Genomic DNA, 20263 nt, shown 5'->3' with positions numbered 1-20263 from the left:
CGGGGCGCCGTAGGCATAAACGGTCGCGTTAAGTATTTGCCGCTTGCTTGGGCTTGGATGCCCAAAACAAGCTTCCGCAAAAATAGCGACTCCCCGGAGCCAATATTGTTGCGTAGCGTGATGATTAAAATTAGCAGGATCAGGGTGACAATCCAGACGCCGGTATAGGCGGTCATCGATTGGCGAGCACGTTGAATTTCGAGCCAGGTGCGGGGTTTGACCCCCTTAATTAGCAGTACCAGCTTGGCAGCGAGGTTCACGCAGACGATGTTGACAGCAAGCAGTAGTGCCGCGCCTGCCGCAAGTGGCCAGTTACCGATACCGATCATAATACCCATCGTCGCCGTGGGCGGCAGCAGGGCGACAGCTACCATCACGCCGACCAGTACGCTGGAGAGCCCGGTGGTGAGAGAGAGTACTGCGGCAGCGCCCGATGCGAGTGCCAGCACAATTCCGTCGAGCCCTACATCGGTTCGTGAGAGGAGTTCGCTGTTGATCTCGCTGGGTGGCCAGAGCAGCCCCATCAATATAGAGACCAGCAGTGCCATAAACATACCGGTGAGATTGGTTTTGAGTGCGCTCCACATCAGGCGTGTATCGCCGAGTGCGGTACCGAGGGCAAAGGCGATATTAGGACCGAGCAGCGGTGCAATGACCATAGCACCGATCACTACCGCCGTGTTGTTTTCCAGTAAGCCGATAGCTGCAACCAGGGTTGAGAGCAGAGCCAGGGCGATGAAGTTGAGATCGAGCCGTGCCCCCTTCTCAATGTCGTTGTAAAGCTCCTCGCGGGTGGTGCTGAGCTTCTCCTTCGGCGCCTCTTCCTGCTCGGGACGAGGCAGAGTGACCTCAATGGGGTGGACGACAATACGGGCGTTTTCGCTATTGCTCAACGCCTCCTGGAGTTCATCGAGCAGGGGTTGGCGGCTATCGGGTGGGACCAACATGCGACAGGCCTGTCGGCCATCTTCGTTGAGTGGTCCCAGCCAGTAGTCGAGTGCGCCGTGGTGCTCAGCAGCCCCGGTGATGGTGGCGATATAGTCGCTATCAGCGATGACTTCGATCAGTTTCATATCGGGGTTTGGTCAGTCTACTCGCGACGAACGATGCCGCCCTGTGCCAGAAGCAAGATCCTTGACCGTTCGCCCCTTCAGGGCATCGCTACGAGCCTTATCAAGCTCCTTGACCAGGTTTTCGACCGGCATGTCGTGGGCGAGCCGATCGGGGCGCAGGTAGGGGCCCTCGTCATCTGAACGCACGGCATCGAGCAGGGTGTCGATCTCAATCGCCTCCAGTGGACGGGTTGGGACAAAACCGTAGGGCTTCTCCTTACTGCGTGTCAGTAGCGCTTTGTGCTGCAGGCACTGGGTGATTGAGTCGACCAGCTCCATCGGTACCTTGAGCTTTTTTGATAGCGCCTCTCGGGTCCAGGCGGGACGTTCCTGGTAGTAGTGGGTGCCAATCAGGTAGGCAACCTGCAGGGTCAGCTTCTCCTTGAGACGATTACTCAGGCGCAGATTGCGTCTCGGTGTCGCCAGGTGTTCCGGGTGTTGGTGGTAGAAGGCGATGCTGGCGCCGATGAGCAGAATCAGCCAGCAGAGGTAGAGCCAGAACATAAACAGGATCAGTGAGGCGAAGGCGGAGTAGATGGCCGCCTGCTTGGTCGATGAGACGAGGAAGGCGGCGAAGATCCAGCCCGAGGTCTCCCAGAGGATTCCGGAGACAAATCCGCCAATCAGTGCCGAGCGAATCTTTACCTTGGCGTTGGGCACGATGATATAGATGAAGGTGAAGGCACCGATGATCATCATGTAGGGGATGAGACGGCTGATCACTCGCAGGGTGGTGCCGAATGGCTCGATTGCCATCAGTTCCTGGGTGACGGCGTTGGAGCTCATCGTGGTTGTCAGTCCGAGCGCGGTGAAGATCAGCACTGGACCGATCATGACTACGCTGAGGTAGCCGCTGAAACGCTGCGAAGCGGGTCGCAGTGATTTGACGCGCCAAGTGTAGTTAAACGAGGTCTCGATCTTCTGCAGCAGTGATATGACGGTATAGAGCAGCAGTGCCAGACCAAGTGAGCCTAACACTCCGACCTTGACGTTATCGACGAAGCCGATGATACGTCCAGCGATCTCTACTCCCTGATCCCCCATAAAAGAGAGGATGTTCAGCAGAGCCGGTTCAACCTGATTGTGTACACCAAAGCCCTTCAGAACAGAAAAGCTGACAGCCAACAGGGGTACTAGTGAGAGTAGTGTGGTGTAGACCAGGCTCATCGCCCTTAAGGTGAGTTGGCCATCTCCCAGATCACGGATAACCGCATAGAAGAGGCGGATAACTTGAATCAGGGCACGCTTCCATACTGGAGTCTGAGCCAGATCTACATTCCACAGTGCGTTGATAATCCGGTCTTTAATAGGGCTTTTTGGCGTCATCGTATCCATCATTATGTGCCATTGTTGTCGTTGATGAGTGGTCACCATGATAACGGGAATAGTGCTGTCGTACAGCGCTTTCTCGAATGTAATAAATTGTGTCACTTGACGCTTTTATGTCGACTTATTGCGAATCTAGAAATAGGCTCTGGATAGGCAGGAAGTATCAATAAAAAACATGGAGGGATAGCGATGCACTGACAGGAAGGCCTAACTCCCACTCTTCAAGTGCAATATCGAACAAACATCTGCAGCAATGTATCGATGTGTGACGGATATCACAGTATTAAGAGTGTGGTTTTAATATAGGCGTGATGTCGGTTTGCTATGATTTTGATCATGCCAAACGTAGCCGTAGATCAACTCAAATTAGGCGCTATTCTCAACTCCGATGTGAAGGACCTGAGCGGTCGTCTGTTGCTCAAAACAGGCACCGCGATCGATGAAAAGCATCTGAAGATTTTCCGCTCCTGGGGCATTGTCGAAGTTGATGTCGATGAAGACCTGCCCGGTGATGAGCAGACCGATACCAGCCTCTGGAAAGGGCTGGATGAAGAGGGGCAGGCGATGGTGGAGCAGGAGTTGGCTCGACACTTCGTGCATGCCGACAGAGACCACCCTGTATTTGTTGAATTGATGACTCTGGCCCGAGAACGGTTGGTTACACGTTTCCGGCATCGTAAGGACGGTTGATTGCGATGTCACTAGATCCTGAAGAGCTGGTAAAACGCACCCGTCAGATATCCTCATTGCCGGTTATCTATCGACGCCTCGATGAAGCGATTAACGATCCCTACAGTGACCTGATGAGCGTGGCCAATATTCTCTCTGAGGATGCTGCGCTCTCTGCTCGGCTGCTGCGTGTGGCCAATAGCGCCATGTTCAGTTTCCCTGCCGCTGTCGATACGATCTCACGGGCGATAACGATTATCGGCACCAAACAGCTGCGCGATCTGGTGCTCGCCACCAGTGTCATTGATATGTTTGAAGGCGTGCCGGAGGAGTACGTCAATATGGACTCCTTCTGGCGTCACTCGATTGCCACCGGCATCTCGGCTCGAGTGGTGGCTGCCTATCGGCGCGAAAGCAATGTGGAACGTTTCTATGTCGTGGGGCTGTTGCATGATATTGGACGGCTGGTGATGTATCTGCAGATCCCCGTGCTGGCCAATGAGGCGATTCAGTACTCAATGACCAACGGCCTGCCGCTCTATCGGGCTGAACGTGAACTGATCGGCTTTGACCATACCGATGTTGGGCATTCGTTGTTGAAGGCGTGGAATCTGCCCGAATCGCTTCAGGAGGCGGTGGGAAATCACCATACGCCGATGCGCTCGAGTCGCTACCCGGAAGATACGGCGGTGGTGCACTTCTCGGACATCATTGCCAATGCCTTCCAGATGGGGAGCAGTGGAGAGCATACGGTACCGCCTCTCGATAACGGTGCATGGGAGAAAAGTGGTATACAGCCATCACTACTGCCTACGGTTGTGGAGCGCATCGAGTCGCAGTATCAGGATGCTGTCGAAATCTTCCTCTAACCGACCATGTCAGAAGATTCCGCTCATGAAGTCGAAAAGGAGTTGGAGCGCTTAGGACGGCGCGTCGAACATCTGGAAGCCGTTAATCGTTGGCATATGGACTCGCTCGGTATGCTCGCCTCTATGGAGGAGTTCCATGGCGATGCACGTGAAATCCGTGATCCCGACAAAATCTTCTCGATTACCCGTCAGTACCTAAAACGGCTTGCAGAGTTCGAGACGATCGCCTTCATGGTGGTCGAAGAGGAAGACTCCAGCTTTACTCTGATCAATAGTGATGTCGATCCAGCGATCAGCGGTCTAACCATAACCATTGATAGCCTGATTGAACGCGGCGAATTTGCCTGGGCGCTGAATCAGAATCGTCCACTGCAGGTCGTTGATGGTGATCAACAATTACTGCTACATGTGTTGGCAACCCGCACTCGAGTGCGGGGCATGTTTGTCGGCATTATCAAAAAAGAGACGACCTTTCCCACGGCTCCAGCACAGAATCTGATCTCAATTATTTTGCACAACTGCGCCTATGCGTTGGAGAGTTCGGCCCTCTACAGTCTCATTAGTGAGCAGAATCAGAATCTCGAAAAGATAGTTGAAACACGAACTCGTGAGCTTGAGTACAACTATGGTCACGACAGCCTGACCGAACTGCCGAACCGCTTAATGTTCCAGGATCGAGTCGAGCAGGCGATGAACCGCGTCAGGGGTGCTGAGCAGATCGTGGCGGTATTGCTGATCGATCTCGATATGTTTAAACGCATCAACGATACATTGGGGATTGCCGCGGGTGATCAGCTGCTGGTGACGGTTGCTGATCGTCTCATGCACTGTCTCGATAACGCTGAGGTGGCCCAGTTTGATCCTGATCGGGTCGGGCTGACGATTGCCCGACTGGGTGGCGATGAGTTTGCGGTGCTGCTGAGCGATATCGATTCGATCGACCCGATTAATTATGTTACACGCCGTATTATTGAGACACTCTCAATGGGAGTAGAACTCGATGCTAACGAGGTTTTCACTACCTGCAGTATCGGTATCAGTCTCTATCCAAAAGATGGCGCGGACAGTGATACGCTGCTGAAAAATGCAGATGCTGCGATGTATCACGCCAAGCGACAGGGGCGGAATAACTACCAGTTCTATGCCGAGGAGATCAACGAGACCTCCTATCACCATCTGCAGCTGGAGAATCAGCTGCGCCATGCTATCGATCGTGAGGAGCTACTGCTCCACTATCAGCCCAAGGTTGAGGTGACCTCAGGGCGGATCATCGGCATGGAGGCGCTGATTCGTTGGAATCAGCCAGAGATGGGCATCGTTTCACCCGTAGTATTTATTCCAATCGCAGAATATACCGGTCTGATAACAGTGATCGGGGAGTGGGTGCTGCGTACCGCATGTCGTCAGGTGAAAAACTGGTTGGAACAGGGATTTGATGATTTTCGCATGTCGGTCAATCTCTCCCCACAACAGTTTCGCCAAGCCGATATTCTGCAACGTATTCTCTCCATTGTGGAGAGTGAAGAGGTTGAGCCGCGCTATCTGGAGGTTGAAATTACCGAAGGGGCGATTATGGATGATGTTGATGCAGCCATTGAGACCATGCAGCAGCTCAATGATGCTGGAATAGCACTCTCGATCGATGACTTCGGAACTGGCTACTCATCATTGAGTTATCTGAAGCGTTTTCCAATCAATACCCTGAAGATCGATCGCTCCTTTGTGAACGACATCACCTCAGATCCCGATGATGCCGCTATCGTTACCGCGATTATCGCCATGGCACACAGCATGGGACTCAATGTGATTGCCGAGGGTGTTGAGACCGATGAGCAGCTGGCCTTCCTGCGTGCACTCAAATGTGATGAAATCCAGGGCTACCTATTCAGCCCACCGCTCCCTGTCGAACGTTTTAATGAACTGCTGAATAGTGATAAAAGGCTCTACTTCTCACGCGAGGCGTGAGAGAAATGGAGCGGGTAAGAATTCGCGGAGAAAAAAAACATGGCAAGAACCCCCTCAACGATGCTCGCATTGGGCACCACAGCACCCGATTTTAATCTACTCAATCCAGTAACCGGCACCCACGTTTCTCTATCAGAATTGGCAGGAGGAAAGGGGGTTGTCGTTCTCTTTATCTGTAACCACTGTCCTTATGTGAAGCTTATTGCCGATGCGGTTGCGATCTTTGCGAACGAATATCAGGCACAGGGTATCCGAGTGGTGGCGATCAATAGTAATGATGCTGATAATTATCTGGCCGATAGTCCAGGGAAGATGGTCGAAGAGGCACAGCGCCGTGGTTATAACTTCCCCTATCTATACGATGTAGACCAATCGGTAGCGAAGGCGTATCACGCCGCCTGTACCCCCGATCTGTTTCTCTTCGATGATGAAATGAAGCTCTTCTATCGCGGTCAGTTTGATGCAAGTCGTCCCAGCAATGAGGTTGAAACCACTGGCTGTGATTTACGTGCTGCGGTCGATGCACTCATCGCTGGCAACGTAGCCCCTACAGAGCAGCTACCGAGTCTGGGCTGTAACATAAAGTGGAAGCCGGGGAATGCGCCGGATTATTTTTAGGTGGCGAGCTAAAGGATTAATAAGTGACCTGTGTGCGATCGGTTGTTTGGTTTATAAAGGTAAGGCTACATTGGCAAAAAAAAGAGAGGCGGTTGAATTTTCCTATTCATTTGAGACCCTGGCCGATTATCTATGTGCAGGGTTAGATGTTATTTCAATTGGGCTCAACCCTTCGCTCAACTCGGTACGTGATGGCTTTTACTTTGCGACACCACAAAATCGCTTCTGGCGTGCGCTGAACGGCTCTGGCCTGGTTGATGAACCGATCGAACCGAGTGTGGCGGGAGTCGAGCGGCTCTTTCACGAACATGGCATCGGTTTTACCGATGTGGTTAAACGACCGACTAATAGCGGTTCAAAACTGAGGGCAGCCGACTATCGAGAGTGGTCGCCCATCCTGCATGACAGGTTGCTCCAATTCCAACCACAGGTGGCCTGGTTTCATGGAAAGCAGGCCTATAGTAACTATCTGCGTTATACACAAAATGTCCGCGTGCCATCGATCGAATGGGGTGAGCAGTCAGAGCGGATTGGTAATTCAATGGTCTTTGTAACCCCCAATCCCAGTCCGGCCAATGCCGCTTTTTCACTGCAGGTGTTAACCGAGTGGGATCAGCGTCTCAAAACGCTGTTGCAGGTCTAGTGCCATGGCGGACAAGGTTGATCGGCTTGAGTTACACTGATCGAAACAACAGCGACAGCTAAGGGAGGAGAAATGGAAGGTTCAACAATTTTCTGGATCGTAACGGGTGTTGTGGTGCTAGCGATTATCGGCTACTTCATCACCATCTATAACAATCTCATATCGCTAAAACATAATGTCTCAAAGTCGTGGGCCAATATCGATGTTCTGCTCAAGCAGCGTCACGACGAACTTCCAAAGCTGGTTGAAGTCTGCAAGCAGTACATGGGCTATGAGCAGGAGACGCTGAAGAAGGTGATGGAGGCACGTAGCCAGGTTGCCAATGCCCGTCAGCAGCAGGATATGGGTTCGCTTGGCTCAGCCGAGACGTCACTGCGTCTTGGTCTGGGAAGTCTGTTTGCAGTGGCTGAGGCCTATCCAGATCTCAAGGCCGATAGCACCTTTCAGCACCTGCAGGAGCGTATTACCGGTCTGGAAAATGGTATTGCCGATCGACGCGAGTATTACAACGAAAGCGTTAACCTCAACAACGTACGTATCGAGCAGTTCCCCGATGTGATCATCGCGCAGAAGTTTAACTTCAAACCCTTTGAGCTGCTTGAGTTCACCGAGGAGGAGAAGGCGGACGTCGATATCAAATCGCTCTTCTCCTAATCTCTCTGCACTACTATTAAAGGTGACTCACTGTGCTTGAATCACTTGCAGTAAATGTACGCGGCATGGAGTCGGGTAGTTTCTGGATTGTTACCCTGCTGCTGATAGCCGCAACCATCTTTCTCTTCTTCTATATCTGGCGTTCGTTGCATCGCGCCCGGGTTATCGAAGATACCCCCACAGCAAAGATTCGTTCGGCCCATCAAGGCTATGTCGAACTGGAGGGTGAGGGTGAGTTGATCGCAACCCTTCCGATAACGGCACCGCTCTCGCATTATCAGTGTCTCTGGTACCGTTTTGTCGTGGAGCGGAAAGAGACGCGCTATAGCAGTAAAGGTAACCAGACCCACTGGCGTAAAGTTCATGATGGGAGCTGTGAAGAGCCCTTTCTGCTGCGTGATGAGACGGGCGACTGTCTGGTCGATCCTGAGGGTGCAGAGGTTACTCCAACCAGCAAAGATGTCTGGTATGGACACAGTGAGTGGCCAGAGCCGGGCAGTGCACCTGCCGGTGGCGGCACACAGCTGCTGGGGCTCGGTAAGTATCGTTACACCGAGGAGCGCCTGATGCCGGGACCGGTCTATGCACTCGGCCAGTTCAAGACCTTCAACAGCACCGGATCGGTACGCGACCGAACCGGAGAGCTACTGCGTGAGTGGAAGCGCGATCAGGCAGCCCTGTTGGCCCGCTTTGATAGCAACAACGATGGTGAGATCGATGTCGATGAGTGGAATCGTGCTCGCGATGCTGCGGGCAAAGAGGCACTGCGTGAACAGGTGAGTCGTCAGGCAGAGCCACCGACCAATATGCTGATCAAAACAGGTGATCGACGTCAGCCATTTTTGGTCTCAGCCTTCCCACAGACCAATCTCGCCTCACGCTATCGAAATCGTGCACGTTTTTCACTGGCTGGAACCTTCGTCGCACTGGCTGTGCTGCTCTGGATGTTGAGTGTTCGTTGGGTGTGAGACGGTTGTGAGTTTGTCGGTATTGATGTGTTCAATGATGACATCGCAAGCGAATAATCGAGTTAAATTTAACCGGATTATTATTGTTTGTGTTTTGGCTAGGAACGATAAATGAAGAGAACGGTTTTAATGGCAGTTGCCGTGATGTTGAGTGCGGTAGCTGGCACGAGTGTCGCGGCTGATCTGGCAGCGGGTGAGGCTAAGGCTAGACTCTGCGTGGCCTGCCACGGCGTCGAGGACGTGAGTGTTAACCCACTCTGGCCCTCTCTTGCTGGCCAGCAGGCACTGTACATGGTGAAGCAGATGAAGATGTTTAAGACGGGCGAGCGAAAAGATCCGTTGATGACGCCGCAGTCGCTAAATTTAAGTGATGCTGACATCGAAAATCTTTCTGCTTATTACGCATCACTCAAGCGATGATAGTTGATGGCGAAACAATCCAGGACAATAAAAAAAGGGCTGTAAGGCCCTTTTTTTATTGTCGCAGTTGTTACGTGTCTCTTAACCTATGATCGGCCTCTCTATTACGAATGAGCAAGCTTGCTGCGAGCGGCTCGGATATCTTCCAGCGACTGTTTCAGTGCGGGATTAAGCTGCATAACGATTTTGCACAGTTCACAGACATCGTTCATGGTATCTGCGATCTCTTCAACATCGTTGCTATCCATCGCCTTGCGACACTGATTACAAGCGTTTTGACGATCCTCTTCACTAAACTGGATTGTTGCCATCTTTAACCTCTAACTTGACTATGGTGCCTATCGAACGGGATGTCGCAGGCGGTGAATGTTCTAACCGATCAGTAAATGAGAAATTCCCCTTTAATGCTTCCAGAGGATTGAGGGTTCATTACCTTCGAGTGAGTTCTCATCCAGTGCAATCAGCTCACCATCCTCAACCTTCCAACGATAGAGACCCGGTGCATTCGGTGAGGTAAGGTGATCCTCCGCTCCGGGTGTGCCCAGCTTGGCGAACAGGTGTTTAAGTAAATCGCTGTGGTAGGGGCGTTGATAACCGATCTTAAACGCCTGCAGGCGATTGTCTGCAAAATAGGCGATGGCAAAGCGTGATGGCAGTCCGTTGAATGAGGCGAGCTGGACCTGACAGATGCGATCACCAAAGGGCGTCGCCTGCTTGCCACACTCAAACGGTGTGTCGGGTAACTGCTTCTTAAGGCGCTCTTCATTGATGCCTGAATTAAGTGCCTCGAGGTGAATGTCCATACCGTTGCCACCCTTTATATAAAGGATGCCGAGGTCGGTATAACGTCGCCCCTCGTCGGTCATGATCAACCAGACCAGTGGGGCGGCAATAATGACAATTAGATAGAAGCGTTTAAATAGCGAGCTTTTGCTCATAGGTGCGAGATTCCCAAGTAGAAAGGGGCGGTTACCCGCCCCCTTTTTATTATTTTAGCGATTGGCTCGATTCTCGATCAGGTCATCGACCACGGCTGGATCGGCCAGGGTCGAGGTGTCACCTATCGAATCCTGCTCATTGGCAGCAATCTTACGCAAAATGCGTCGCATGATCTTGCCAGAGCGGGTCTTTGGCAGCCCCGGTGCCCACTGAATGACATCGGGTGAGGCGATCGGACCGATCTCGGTTCGAACCTGTTTGACCAGCTCTTTACGTAGTTGATCGGTCGGCTCAACACCCTTGACCAGGGTGACGTAGGCGTAGATGCCTTCGCCCTTGATATCGTGCGGGAAGCCGACAACAGCTGCCTCGGCAACCGTATCGTGCAGTACCAGTGCGCTCTCAACCTCTGCCGTACCCATGCGGTGACCGGAGACGTTGAGCACGTCATCCATACGCCCGGTGATCCAGTAGTAACCATCGGCATCGCGCTTGGCACCGTCGCCCGAGAAGTAGTAGCCGGGGTAGGTCTTGAAATAGGTGTCGATAAAACGTTGGTGATCACCATAGATGCTTCGCATCATGCCTGGCCAGGGGCGGGTCATGACCAGAGCGCCGGAGACCTCACTGCCGGCATCGGTCAGCTGGTTGCTGGTGGTGTCGACCAGACCGGGTGAGACGCCGAAGAAGGGGTTGGTGGCTGAGCCGGGTTTGAGTGCAGTAGCCCCCGGCAGCGGTGTGAGCAGGTGACCGCCGGTCTCAGTCTGCCACCAGGTATCGACAATTGGGCAGCGTCCATCGCCAACTACGTTGTAGTACCACTGCCACGCCTCGGGGTTAATCGGCTCACCGACGGTACCGAGCAGACGCAGGCTGCTGCGTGAATACTTCTTCACCGGCTCATCACCATCACGCATCAATGCACGGATCGCAGTCGGTGCGGTGTAGAAGACCGAGACCTGATGTTTGTCGACCACCTGCCAGAAGCGTGAGCTATCGGGGTAGGTCGGTACACCCTCGAAGGAGAGGGTGGTTGCGCCGATCGCCAGTGGGCCGTAGATCAGGTAGCTGTGGCCGGTGACCCAGCCGACATCGGCGGTGCACCAGTAGGTGTCACCCTCCTGAATATCGAAGACATACTTGGTGGTCATCGCCGCATAGAGCAGATAACCACCAGTGGTGTGCAGCACACCCTTCGGTTTGCCGGTAGAACCTGAGGTGTAGAGGATGAAGAGCGGATCTTCGGCATCCATCGGCTCGGGCGGGCAGTCGGTCGAGGCCGCTTCTATAGCGTTGTGGTACCAGATGTCGCGTGACTCATTCCAGGCAATATCGCCACCGGTGCGTTTTACGGTCAGAACGGTGTGTACATTGGGGCAGTTCTCCAACGCCTTGTCGGTATTCGTCTTCAGTGGAACCGGACGACCACCACGCAGGCCCTCATCGGCGGTGATCACCACCTGGCAATCTGAATCGAGAATACGGTCCTTCAACGCCTCAGGCGAGAAGCCACCAAAGACGACAGAGTGGATCGCACCGATACGTGAACAGGCGAGCATCGCGTAGGCCGCCTCGGGCACCATTGGCATGTAGATGCAGACTCGGTCGCCCTTCTTAACGCCGCGCCCCTTGAGTACGTTGGCCAGACGGGTGACGTTGTCGTAGAGCACCTGATAGGTGATCTTTTTGTCGACGCTCGGATCGTCTCCCTCCCAGATAATGGCGGTCTGATTGGCGCGTTTCTCCAGATGGCGGTCGATACAGTTGTAGGAGACATTGAGCTTGCCACCCTCGAACCACTTGATGAATACATCGTCCTCAAAGCTCCAGTCGAGCACCTTATCCCAGGGTTTATCCCAGCTTAGAAACTGCTCGGCCATATCACCCCAGAAACCCTCAGGATCGTCGATCGATCGTTGGTACATCTCCTGATACTGCGCTTCATTGATGTTCGCCTTGGCGGCGAACTCGGCGGGGACTGGATAAAGTTTGCTCTCGGACATCGGTTGCTCCTCATTCAATGATTACTGCTAGTGCTATGTTTAGTTTTTCAATCTTATGACTACTGTCGATAGAGTAGTCGTTTTAAAGCTATCGGTTGGCCATCGTCGCGCTGTGCGATCTGTGCCAGATAGAGTTCTGCTGCTGCCAGCGCGTCGCTCAGTGCGTTATGCGCCTGGTAGCGCGGCAGGTGGTAGTGTTCGCGCAGTGCTGCCAGCCGCAGTGACTTGGCCGCATAAACACGGTCGCGGCGTTCCAGCCAATCCTTTGCCAGCGTCAGGGTATCGACGACGGGTGACAGAAAGGCAACACCGTATAAACGCTGACAGGCGCGGCTGAGAAACTGCATCTCAAAACGCGCATGGTGCGCGATCATCACTCGACCTACCAGACGCGGTAGCAGCTCCCTCATCGCCTGTTCCAGGCTGACGCCCTTGGCCGCTTCATCGTCGGTAATGGCGTGAATCACCGCACTCTGTTCAGGCATCTCACGACTCGGTCTCAGCAGACAGTACCAGGAGCTGCCGAGATCGATGCTCAAGCCGTTCAAGCATACCAAGCCGATACTGATAATTTCATCCCGCTGTGGATTCAGTCCGGTCGTCTCCAGATCGATCGCCACCATTGGTAATTTACGACTATCACTGCCACTTGCCGGAAAGGGCCGAGAGAGGTAGTCGTGCATCGGCCCGGTAGGAGTGCGCGCCAGCAGGCGTCGTCGCTGAAAATCGAGAGGGAGGAACCGATCAAACATCTCTAGTAGAACCGTTCCGTCTGGTAGCGCTGTTCAATGGTCGCCTGCATGGTACGAATCACCACAAAGACGTCCTTGAGCTGTTCGCGCTCAAGACTCGAGAGATCGTCAGGGCTGAGGTAGTTATCGACCGGTTCACCGGCCCGAATCTGACGGCTCTGGTGGTGCAGACGCAGGGTGGCGATAAAGGCGAGCGCATGCTCCAGATCGGCCGCACCCTCCTTGCTGAGTGATGGCGTACCGGCAGCGGCGCGCAGACGATCGCGGGTGTTGAGTTCAGACAGCCCCTCGGCCAGTGCATAGAGTCGTGCCAGCTCAACAATCGGCATGGTGCCACGCTGCTTTAGATCGAGGGTGCGGTTGTGTTCACCGTCATGGATCAGTACGAAGTTTCTGAAGAAACCGAGCGGTGGACGTTGATCGAGTGCGTTGGCGGCCATGTGGGCATGGAAAATGCCGTTCTGTTGGCACTGCTTGAGCATCGGTTTATGTAGCGCCTCGAACAGCGCTTCATCACCGTAGATCGGTCGCATGTCGAAAAAAATGCTGGTATGCATCAGCGCTTTACGTTCCGGGGCGTTGATCCAGCGATCAAAGTAGCTCTGCCAGCCTGAGAGGGTCTGTCGCCACGCTGCGTTGTTGGCCATCACCTCACCGGGACAATATTTATAGCCGCAGAGATTCAGGCCGTCATTGACCTCCTGAGTCAGCTGCTCAAAGTAGACGTCATGCTCGGCCTTGTGAGACTCCTCATAGAGTAGTCCGTTGTCCTGATCGGAGTGGATACTCTGCTCATGACGAGCCTGCGAGCCGTAGCTGAGCCAGACGTAGGGGTGGGGTGGTGGTCCCAGACGTGCCTCGCTCTGTATGATCAGACGACGAGTAACCGCATCGGTCAGCGCCGAGAGGGTCTGACCAATCTGGTAGGCGTTGGTACCAACGGCGACCAGCTGTGACTGCAGCTCGGGCAGACGTTTGCAGACCACCGCCAGCTCTTCAGCACTATCACACTTCTCGATCTGACCGATCAGGGCGATGCTGTTGATGCTCTGCTGGCGCAACAGGTCGCTGTTGGAGATCAGACCGATCAGCTCCTCACCATCGCAGACCGGCAGGTGGTGCACGTTGAGGCGCGTCATGGTGATCGCCACCTCACCGATATCGTCGTTGGGTGAGACGCTACTGACGGGAGTGCTCATGATCTTGCGAATCGGCCACTCAGTGGATAGCCCCTCGGCAATCGCGCGTGCACGCAGATCACGGTCGGTAACGATGCCGCAGAGCTTGTCCTTGTCGAGGATCAGCAACGAGGAGATACGCTCGCTGGTCATTAGCTGCGCCGCTTCGCGAATTGAGGTCTCGGCGGGCAGGGTGATCGGTTTGCGCTGCACCAGTTCCGCCACGCTGATCGAGAGTGGGGTGCCACTCTGCATCGGCGACTGCTGCAGGTTCTGCAGAGCATCACGCAGACTCTCACGTAGCGAACGGTCGAGCTGAGAGTTGAACCAGGGGTAGCGCTGGCGCAGGCTGCGAATCTCGGTGCAGTCGATCTGATAGAGCAGAGTGTCTTCGAGGGTGACACCACGGAAGTCGAAACCATCCTCCTCATCAAGACAGTGGGAGAGGTGAATATCCCCCTCGCCATAGCGATCGATCAGAACGCCGTTGCCGTCGTGTAGCTCGACTGCACCCTTGCGCACCATATAGAGGGCGGTGCTTTCACTGTCGGTGGGGGGAAAGGGGGTGCCACGGCGCAGATAGCGAATCGTGATCAGCTCAGGGATACGTGCCAGCTCATCATCGGGCAGCCCGTTGAACGGCGGATAGGCCGCAACGAACTCTCGAATCTCTATCAGTTCTACATCCATTGCGCTTCAATCATATCGATCATCGCATCGCCCAAAACGCGAAAAGTGGAGTGCGTTTCACCATCAACTGCTGTTGGAGAATAGCCTACCATTTTCAGTCACGCTCTCGGCGATGAGATAACTATTAAAAATAGTGAGGCCCCGCCCGCGCGGGACCTCACCACTACTTACTACAGCTTAGTGATCAGTAGCAGAACCCGAACCACGAGGGATACGGATATCTTCTACCAGGTGCTGGATATGCTCCGGAGGCGGTGCAGTGACACGAGACACTGCAATCGCAACTGCGAAGTTAACCGCTGCACCAATGGCACCAAAGGCATTCGGCGAGATGCCGAAGAACCAGTTGGGACCCATGTCACCGAGGAACGAGGTTCCAGGGATAAACATGATGCCCTTGTGCTGGAACACGTAGAGCATGGTGACACCGATACCTGCAACCATGCCCGAGATCGCTGCGGTGCTGCCGATCTTCTTGCCAAAGATACCCATCATCAAGGCTGGGAAGATCGAGGCCGCCGCCAGACCGAAGGCGATGGCCACCGTACCCGCTGCAAAGCCGGGGGGGTGTAGACCGAAGTAACCCGCTGCACCAATGGCGCCGATCATCGCTATTCGACCGGCCATCAGCTCGTTCTTCTCAGATATGTTGCGGGCAAAGACACCCTTCAACAGATCGTGAGAGATTGCAGATGCAATGGCCAACAGCAGACCCGCTGCGGTTGATAGCGCCGCCGCTAGACCACCTGCAACCACCAGTGCAACCACCCAGTTAGGCAGTTTGGCGATCTCAGGATTGGCCAGAACCATGATGTCACGGTCGACCTTGGTCATCTCATTGCCCTTCCAGCCGTAAGATTCAGCCTTGGCAGCGAACTCAGGGTTCTTGTCGTTGTAGTACTGGATACGACCGTCGCCGTTCTTATCCTCATACTTCAGCAGACCGGTCTTCTCCCAGTTCTTGAACCACTGAGGAACCTCGGCGTACTCGACATTACCTTCAGCTGAACCGATCTCACCGACCTGGATGGTCTGCATCAGGTTCAGACGAGCCATCGCACCAACAGCAGGCGCGGTGGTGTAGAGGAGGGCGATGAATACCAGAGCCCAGCCGGCTGATTTACGTGCATCAGCAACCTTAGGTACGGTGAAGAAACGAACGATAACGTGAGGCAGACCCGCGGTACCGATCATCAAGGTCAGGGTGTAGACAAACATGTCTAACTTACCTGCCATGGTACTGGTGGTGTAGTCCTTAAAGCCGAGATCGGTGACCACCATGTCGAGCTTGTCGAGCATCGAGATACCTTCACCCACAACATCGCTACCCAGACCCAGCTGTGGCAGTGGGTTACCCGTAATGTTCAGTGAGATGAACACGGCCGGAACGGTGTAGGCGAAGATCAGAACGACATACTGTGCGATCTGTGTGTAGGTAATACCCTTCATGCCACCCAGTACTGAGTAGAAGAAGACGATACCCATACCGATGAACAGGCCGGTGTCGTAGTCGGTCTCGAGGAAGCGAGAGAACGCCACGCCGATACCCTTCATCTGGCCAATTACGTAAGTAATAGAGGCCAGAATCAGACAGATAACCGCTACGATACGAGCCGTCTGCGAGTAGTAACGATCGCCGATGAACTCTGGAACGGTGAACTTGCCGAACTTACGTAGGTAAGGAGCAAGCAGCATCGCCAGCAGTACATAACCACCGGTCCAGCCCATCAGGAATACCGATGCGCCGTAACCATTAAAGGCAATCAGACCCGCCATCGAGATGAACGACGCGGCAGACATCCAGTCAGCACCGGTAGCCATACCGTTAGCGACCGGGTGGATACCCTTGCCAGCAACATAAAATTCACCCGTGGTGCTCGCGCGTGCCCAAATGGCGATGCCGATATAGAGCGCAAAGGTGAAACCAACGACCCAATAGGTCAGTGTAGAAAGATCCATTATTTAATCCCCCGTTAGTCTTCGTGGACGTCGAATTGACGATCGAGGTCACCCATCTTCTTCGCGTAATAGAAGATGAGAGCAACGAAGGTGTAGATAGAACCCTGCTGTGCAAACCAGAAGCCGAGCTTATAGCCGCCTATCTGAATCGCATTGAGTGGTTCAGCCAGTAAGATTCCGAAGCCATAAGAGACGACGAACCATATGGTCAGGCAGATCATCAACAAGCGAAGATTCGCCTGCCAATAGGCCGCCTTGTTCTCGTTTGTACTCATAAATATTTCTCCCGGTTGTGTAACTTCTGCTATTTGCCTTCCTGGCTTGGTGGTACCGCTGATCGCTTAGCGATTCCAATACGAACCCGTCTCCTCATTCGGATTCGTATTCGGCGTGGAACGGATCGTTTCGCACCACGCCAAATTCTGTTTTCTCTCAGCCAATCAAAGCTGGTACTCCAGCGTGATTTTCGATTGCAGCTTGCGCCCCTGACGGAACGCCTCTTTCAAGATGCGGCGATCGAGTTCGTTGAGGGTGTCGGGATCGACACGGTTGCTCAGTTCATTGCCCGCCTGCGCCTGCTTCTGGTGACCACGCATGCGCAGTAGCTGGATGTAGTCATAGGCCTCTTTCCAAGCGGCCACATCGTCTTCAGAGAGCGCCGATAGGCGTGCGGCGTGCTGTAGCCGATCGAGGGTGTTGGTCTCACCGATCTGATTGGCCAGCGCATAGAGACGTGCCGCATCAACAAAGGGTGTGAGCCCCTGCGATTTCAGATCGAGGGTGTGGGCGTACTCGTTAGAGCGGCTCAGCTTGAACTCACCGAACAGCCCCAACGGCGGACGGAACTGCTGGGCGTTGGCAGCAAGCTGGTGGCGGAAACGACTGTTTCTGGCGCTCCGCTCCAGCAGCCAGCCGCGTAGCTCCTCGGCGCTCTCGGCCTCGCCAAAGAGCACACGGAAATCGAAGAAGATGGTCGCCTTGAGTAGGTGCTCGGGGGTGCCCTGTTCGATCCAGAGATTAAAGCGCTCACGCCACTCACTTTCGCTCAGGCAGCACTCAGGATTGCTCGCCATGATGTTGCCGGGACAGAGCGGGAAACCGCAGCGGTCGAGCGCAGCGTTGATCTTGGCAGCGAGCGGCAGCAGTTCCTGGCGTGCCTCATCATCACTCTGCCCCTCACGTGGGGTGAAGATGATGCCGTTATCCTGATCGGTCTTGAGGGTCTGCTCATGACGCCCCTCACTGCCAAAGGCGAGCCAGCTAAAGGGGGTTTTAGGTGTCTCGCCCTCGGCTAAGGTCAGGCGGATAACTCGGCGTGTGACCCGATCATTCAAGGTGGCGATGAGCTGGGTGAGCTGATTGACCGAGGCGCCCTGAGCCAGCATCTGATCAATCAGGTGGTGGATGTCGTTACCCAGTGCGGTGAGTACATCGACACTCTCAGCACGACTGATCGCCTGTGAGAGGTTGGCCAGTCCGACGCGCTGTAGCGAGAAGAGGTCGCGTTCGGAGATCATGCCGAGCAGCTTGTCGTGATCGACCACGCAGATGTGACCAAAGCCGCGCTGTGCCATTAGCAGTGCCGCCTCGTGCGCCATTGCCGAAGCGGGCAGGGTAAGTGGTGCGGTGGTCATTACCTCACTGATCGGGGTATTGAGATTACGATCGGCGAGCGTTACCCGGCCGAGCAGATCCTTGAGGGTGAAGATGCCGGTAACCTGTTTATCGTTACAGACGATGATGCTGCCGATGTGGGCGCTGTGCATCGTCTCCAGCGCCTCACGAATCGGTGTCTCCGGGGCGCAGCTGATCGGCTCACGTTTGATCAGGGCGGAGAGCGGAGTATTGAGCGAGGCGTCACCGGCGATGCGGTTGGCTGAGCTGTGCTGCACGCCGCGAAGTGCGTTATCGAGCATGCTGGCGAGGCGGCGGGTGCAGAAGTCATTGAATGAGTGGCTCTTCTGCAGCAACTGATCGAAAATCTCACGATCAAGCTCGAAGCAGAAGCTATCCTCGGCGGCGCGGGTCACCATGTGTACCGGACGACGTGCGAGCAGGGCACCAACCGGGAAGAGCTCACCCGGAGATAGCTCCCAACCCTCCTCGTTGCTCGAGTCGTCCTGACTCGCGCCCTGAATTCGGCCCTGTTTGATGATGTAGAGCGAACGGGCCGCGCCGCCATCGGGGGTGATTACCTCCTCGCCACGGGAGAAGAAGGCGAGGCGCAGGTGTTTGGCCAGAAAATCGAGATGAGCAGGAGCCATCTGATCGAACGGCGCATGGCGTCGCAGGAAATCGATGGTCGGCTGAAGTGGCTCGGTGCTCATGGAGATCGTCTGTTCCTATCAATAGTTATCCGGTTATAGAGGGCAAGGGTTGTGCCACTCTTTGTCCCTAATAAAAACAGAGGCTTAAGTTGTCTGGTGGGTAGCCAGGTAACACTTTGGTGTTACGTTGTGAAACAGGAGTGTTACGCAACGTAACAACCCAGTGAGGGGGTTGGATCAACGGTTAACTGACAAAGGTGACAAAAAGGTTGCAATATAAGAAGTGCCTAATAAACTATGGCGTAACTAGATTAATTGACCAATGGAGTCGGGAATTATGTTTTTTAACATTAGTGAAATAGATGCCACGGAGCTGGCCAACTGGTCAGGTGATGAGGCGAAGAACATTCGCATCATCGATGTACGCGAATCGATGGAGATCGCCCAGGGCACCATCCCCGGCGCAGAGGCGATGCCGATGTCGACCCTGGGTAACCGTCTGGGTGAGATTGATCAGGAACGCACCACCGTCTTCATCTGCCGCAGCGGCGCCCGCTCAGGACAGGTGGTTTCCCACCTGGCACAGCACGGCTTCGAGAACGTCCACAACCTCAAGGGTGGCGTCATCGGCTGGTCACGCAGTGGATTCGACTTCGTGCAGATAGCACAGACCGCGTAAAAGATTGCAGTAACGTGGCCCTGCCCAAAAGGCAGAGCGACGACCGCTGACGGCGCCGTAGGCATAAACGGTCGCGTTAAGTATTTGCCGCTTGCTTGGGCTTGGACGCCCAAAACAAGCTTCCGCAAAAATAGCGACTCCCCGATGAAGGGCCGGGCGATCCCCGGCCCTTTTTTATTGTCTGGAATATAAAGAGGGCCGGGGTGGGTTATAGACCTTGTTTTTATAGGCGTTTTGCGCCCTAATTAGCGCTAATGAAGTACTGAACAGAACAGTGCTCAGATTAACGGCGATGGAAGCCGATAATAATTACTAATAACGACTTAAGCGACTCAGGGAGAGAGATGCAACATTCAAACAAATCCCCCTCAGTACCATCAGATCAGCACCAGCGGCTTTCTTATGGCGAAAAGTCGTGCGTGTGATAACAATTCTAAAGGTCAGCATCGATTCCAACGCTGACCGCCATGGATAGCGAAGCGAAGGCGGTTAGTCCGCGATAGTCGACGCCGTCTGCATATTCGTAGTTGAGAGCGCGAGCGAACGACG

At 54.3% G+C, this 20263-nt stretch carries 19 protein-coding genes; 9 read left to right on the top strand and 10 right to left on the bottom strand.

Going from position 1 to position 20263, the window contains the following annotated elements; all coding sequences use genetic code 11:
- On the bottom strand, nucleotides 1-1073 hold a 1073-nt coding region (locus tag BOW52_RS11975), incomplete at its 3' end, for a TIGR00341 family protein (RefSeq protein ID WP_078484314.1).
- A 12-nt stretch (nucleotides 1074-1085) separates the two neighbouring features.
- Nucleotides 1086-2438 (bottom strand): YihY/virulence factor BrkB family protein, encoded by a 1353-nt coding sequence (locus tag BOW52_RS11970; protein WP_172840327.1) that lies wholly within the window; start codon nucleotides 2436-2438, stop codon nucleotides 1086-1088.
- A 339-nt stretch (nucleotides 2439-2777) separates the two neighbouring features.
- On the opposite strand from BOW52_RS11970, the gene BOW52_RS11965 reads away from it, so the two are divergent.
- The 8 genes from BOW52_RS11965 (at nucleotide 2778) to BOW52_RS11930 (ending at nucleotide 9247) form a co-directional block, all read left to right on the top strand.
- Nucleotides 2778-3131, top strand: coding sequence for a hypothetical protein (locus BOW52_RS11965; RefSeq protein WP_135622328.1), 354 nt, complete (start codon nucleotides 2778-2780; stop codon nucleotides 3129-3131).
- 5 nt (nucleotides 3132-3136) lie between these two features.
- Complete coding sequence (locus BOW52_RS11960) at nucleotides 3137-3979, top strand: HDOD domain-containing protein (protein WP_078484311.1); 843 nt, start codon at nucleotides 3137-3139, stop codon at nucleotides 3977-3979.
- Nucleotides 3980-3985: 6 nt separating this feature from the next.
- Nucleotides 3986-5944, top strand: coding sequence for a putative bifunctional diguanylate cyclase/phosphodiesterase (locus BOW52_RS11955; protein WP_078484310.1), 1959 nt, complete (start codon nucleotides 3986-3988; stop codon nucleotides 5942-5944).
- Nucleotides 5945-5983: 39 nt separating this feature from the next.
- Nucleotides 5984-6562 (top strand): thioredoxin family protein, encoded by a 579-nt coding sequence (locus BOW52_RS11950; RefSeq protein ID WP_078484309.1) that lies wholly within the window; start codon nucleotides 5984-5986, stop codon nucleotides 6560-6562.
- Between the two features lie 70 nt (nucleotides 6563-6632).
- Nucleotides 6633-7205: a mismatch-specific DNA-glycosylase gene (locus BOW52_RS11945; protein ID WP_236725728.1), complete on the top strand. Its 573-nt coding sequence runs from the start codon at nucleotides 6633-6635 to the stop codon at nucleotides 7203-7205.
- A gap of 72 nt (nucleotides 7206-7277) precedes the next feature.
- Nucleotides 7278-7859, top strand: coding sequence for a LemA family protein (locus BOW52_RS11940; RefSeq protein ID WP_078484307.1), 582 nt, complete (start codon nucleotides 7278-7280; stop codon nucleotides 7857-7859).
- A gap of 32 nt (nucleotides 7860-7891) precedes the next feature.
- On the top strand, nucleotides 7892-8827 hold the full coding sequence (locus BOW52_RS11935; RefSeq protein WP_135622326.1) for a GIDE domain-containing protein: 936 nt from the start codon (nucleotides 7892-7894) through the stop codon (nucleotides 8825-8827).
- A 111-nt stretch (nucleotides 8828-8938) separates the two neighbouring features.
- Nucleotides 8939-9247 carry a c-type cytochrome gene (locus BOW52_RS11930; RefSeq protein ID WP_078484305.1) on the top strand — a complete coding sequence of 103 codons (309 nt, stop codon included), beginning with the start codon at nucleotides 8939-8941 and terminating at the stop codon, nucleotides 9245-9247.
- A 104-nt stretch (nucleotides 9248-9351) separates the two neighbouring features.
- Here the strand turns inward: BOW52_RS11930 and BOW52_RS11925 are convergent, their stop codons facing one another.
- From BOW52_RS11925 to BOW52_RS11890, 8 genes are all read right to left on the bottom strand, one after another.
- Nucleotides 9352-9558 (bottom strand): hypothetical protein, encoded by a 207-nt coding sequence (locus tag BOW52_RS11925; protein WP_078484304.1) that lies wholly within the window; start codon nucleotides 9556-9558, stop codon nucleotides 9352-9354.
- Between the two features lie 90 nt (nucleotides 9559-9648).
- Nucleotides 9649-10185 (bottom strand): hypothetical protein, encoded by a 537-nt coding sequence (locus BOW52_RS11920; protein WP_078484303.1) that lies wholly within the window; start codon nucleotides 10183-10185, stop codon nucleotides 9649-9651.
- A 54-nt stretch (nucleotides 10186-10239) separates the two neighbouring features.
- On the bottom strand, nucleotides 10240-12189 hold the full coding sequence (acs, locus tag BOW52_RS11915) for an acetate--CoA ligase (RefSeq protein ID WP_078484302.1): 1950 nt from the start codon (nucleotides 12187-12189) through the stop codon (nucleotides 10240-10242).
- Between the two features lie 59 nt (nucleotides 12190-12248).
- Nucleotides 12249-12941: a 3'-5' exonuclease gene (locus tag BOW52_RS11910; protein WP_078484301.1), complete on the bottom strand. Its 693-nt coding sequence runs from the start codon at nucleotides 12939-12941 to the stop codon at nucleotides 12249-12251.
- Nucleotides 12942-12943: 2 nt separating this feature from the next.
- Nucleotides 12944-14809, bottom strand: a complete 1866-nt coding sequence (locus tag BOW52_RS11905; protein WP_078484300.1) for a putative nucleotidyltransferase substrate binding domain-containing protein — start codon at nucleotides 14807-14809, stop codon at nucleotides 12944-12946.
- 177 nt (nucleotides 14810-14986) lie between these two features.
- Nucleotides 14987-16768, bottom strand: coding sequence for a sodium:solute symporter family protein (locus tag BOW52_RS11900; RefSeq protein WP_078484299.1), 1782 nt, complete (start codon nucleotides 16766-16768; stop codon nucleotides 14987-14989).
- A 14-nt stretch (nucleotides 16769-16782) separates the two neighbouring features.
- Nucleotides 16783-17043 (bottom strand): DUF4212 domain-containing protein, encoded by a 261-nt coding sequence (locus BOW52_RS11895; RefSeq protein ID WP_078484298.1) that lies wholly within the window; start codon nucleotides 17041-17043, stop codon nucleotides 16783-16785.
- A gap of 165 nt (nucleotides 17044-17208) precedes the next feature.
- Nucleotides 17209-19095: a DUF294 nucleotidyltransferase-like domain-containing protein gene (locus BOW52_RS11890; RefSeq protein WP_078484297.1), complete on the bottom strand. Its 1887-nt coding sequence runs from the start codon at nucleotides 19093-19095 to the stop codon at nucleotides 17209-17211.
- A gap of 277 nt (nucleotides 19096-19372) precedes the next feature.
- On the opposite strand from BOW52_RS11890, the gene BOW52_RS11885 reads away from it, so the two are divergent.
- Complete coding sequence (locus tag BOW52_RS11885) at nucleotides 19373-19714, top strand: rhodanese-like domain-containing protein (protein WP_078484315.1); 342 nt, start codon at nucleotides 19373-19375, stop codon at nucleotides 19712-19714.
- Nucleotides 19715-20263: the final 549 nt, after the last annotated feature.

This window comes from Solemya pervernicosa gill symbiont (assembly GCF_002020875.1).
Lineage (GTDB): Bacteria > Pseudomonadota > Gammaproteobacteria.
This window is presented reverse-complemented; position numbering and strand designations above follow the sequence as displayed.

Excerpts from the sequence above, each read along its gene's own strand:
- BOW52_RS11970 (WP_172840327.1), bottom strand. The coding sequence starts at position 2,438 with ATGACGCCAAAAAGCCCTATTAAAGACCGGATTATCAACGCACTGTGG.
- BOW52_RS11965 (WP_135622328.1), top strand. The coding sequence starts at position 2,778 with ATGCCAAACGTAGCCGTAGATCAACTCAAATTAGGCGCTATTCTCAAC.
- BOW52_RS11960 (WP_078484311.1), top strand. The coding sequence starts at position 3,137 with ATGTCACTAGATCCTGAAGAGCTGGTAAAACGCACCCGTCAGATATCC.
- BOW52_RS11955 (WP_078484310.1), top strand. The coding sequence starts at position 3,986 with ATGTCAGAAGATTCCGCTCATGAAGTCGAAAAGGAGTTGGAGCGCTTA.
- BOW52_RS11950 (WP_078484309.1), top strand. The coding sequence starts at position 5,984 with ATGGCAAGAACCCCCTCAACGATGCTCGCATTGGGCACCACAGCACCC.
- BOW52_RS11940 (WP_078484307.1), top strand. The coding sequence starts at position 7,278 with ATGGAAGGTTCAACAATTTTCTGGATCGTAACGGGTGTTGTGGTGCTA.
- BOW52_RS11930 (WP_078484305.1), top strand. The coding sequence starts at position 8,939 with ATGAAGAGAACGGTTTTAATGGCAGTTGCCGTGATGTTGAGTGCGGTA.
- BOW52_RS11925 (WP_078484304.1), bottom strand. The coding sequence starts at position 9,558 with ATGGCAACAATCCAGTTTAGTGAAGAGGATCGTCAAAACGCTTGTAAT.
- BOW52_RS11920 (WP_078484303.1), bottom strand. The coding sequence starts at position 10,185 with ATGAGCAAAAGCTCGCTATTTAAACGCTTCTATCTAATTGTCATTATT.
- acs (WP_078484302.1), bottom strand. The coding sequence starts at position 12,189 with ATGTCCGAGAGCAAACTTTATCCAGTCCCCGCCGAGTTCGCCGCCAAG.
- BOW52_RS11910 (WP_078484301.1), bottom strand. The coding sequence starts at position 12,941 with ATGTTTGATCGGTTCCTCCCTCTCGATTTTCAGCGACGACGCCTGCTG.
- BOW52_RS11905 (WP_078484300.1), bottom strand. The coding sequence starts at position 14,809 with ATGGATGTAGAACTGATAGAGATTCGAGAGTTCGTTGCGGCCTATCCG.
- BOW52_RS11900 (WP_078484299.1), bottom strand. The coding sequence starts at position 16,768 with ATGGATCTTTCTACACTGACCTATTGGGTCGTTGGTTTCACCTTTGCG.
- BOW52_RS11895 (WP_078484298.1), bottom strand. The coding sequence starts at position 17,043 with ATGAGTACAAACGAGAACAAGGCGGCCTATTGGCAGGCGAATCTTCGC.
- BOW52_RS11890 (WP_078484297.1), bottom strand. The coding sequence starts at position 19,095 with ATGAGCACCGAGCCACTTCAGCCGACCATCGATTTCCTGCGACGCCAT.
- BOW52_RS11885 (WP_078484315.1), top strand. The coding sequence starts at position 19,373 with ATGTTTTTTAACATTAGTGAAATAGATGCCACGGAGCTGGCCAACTGG.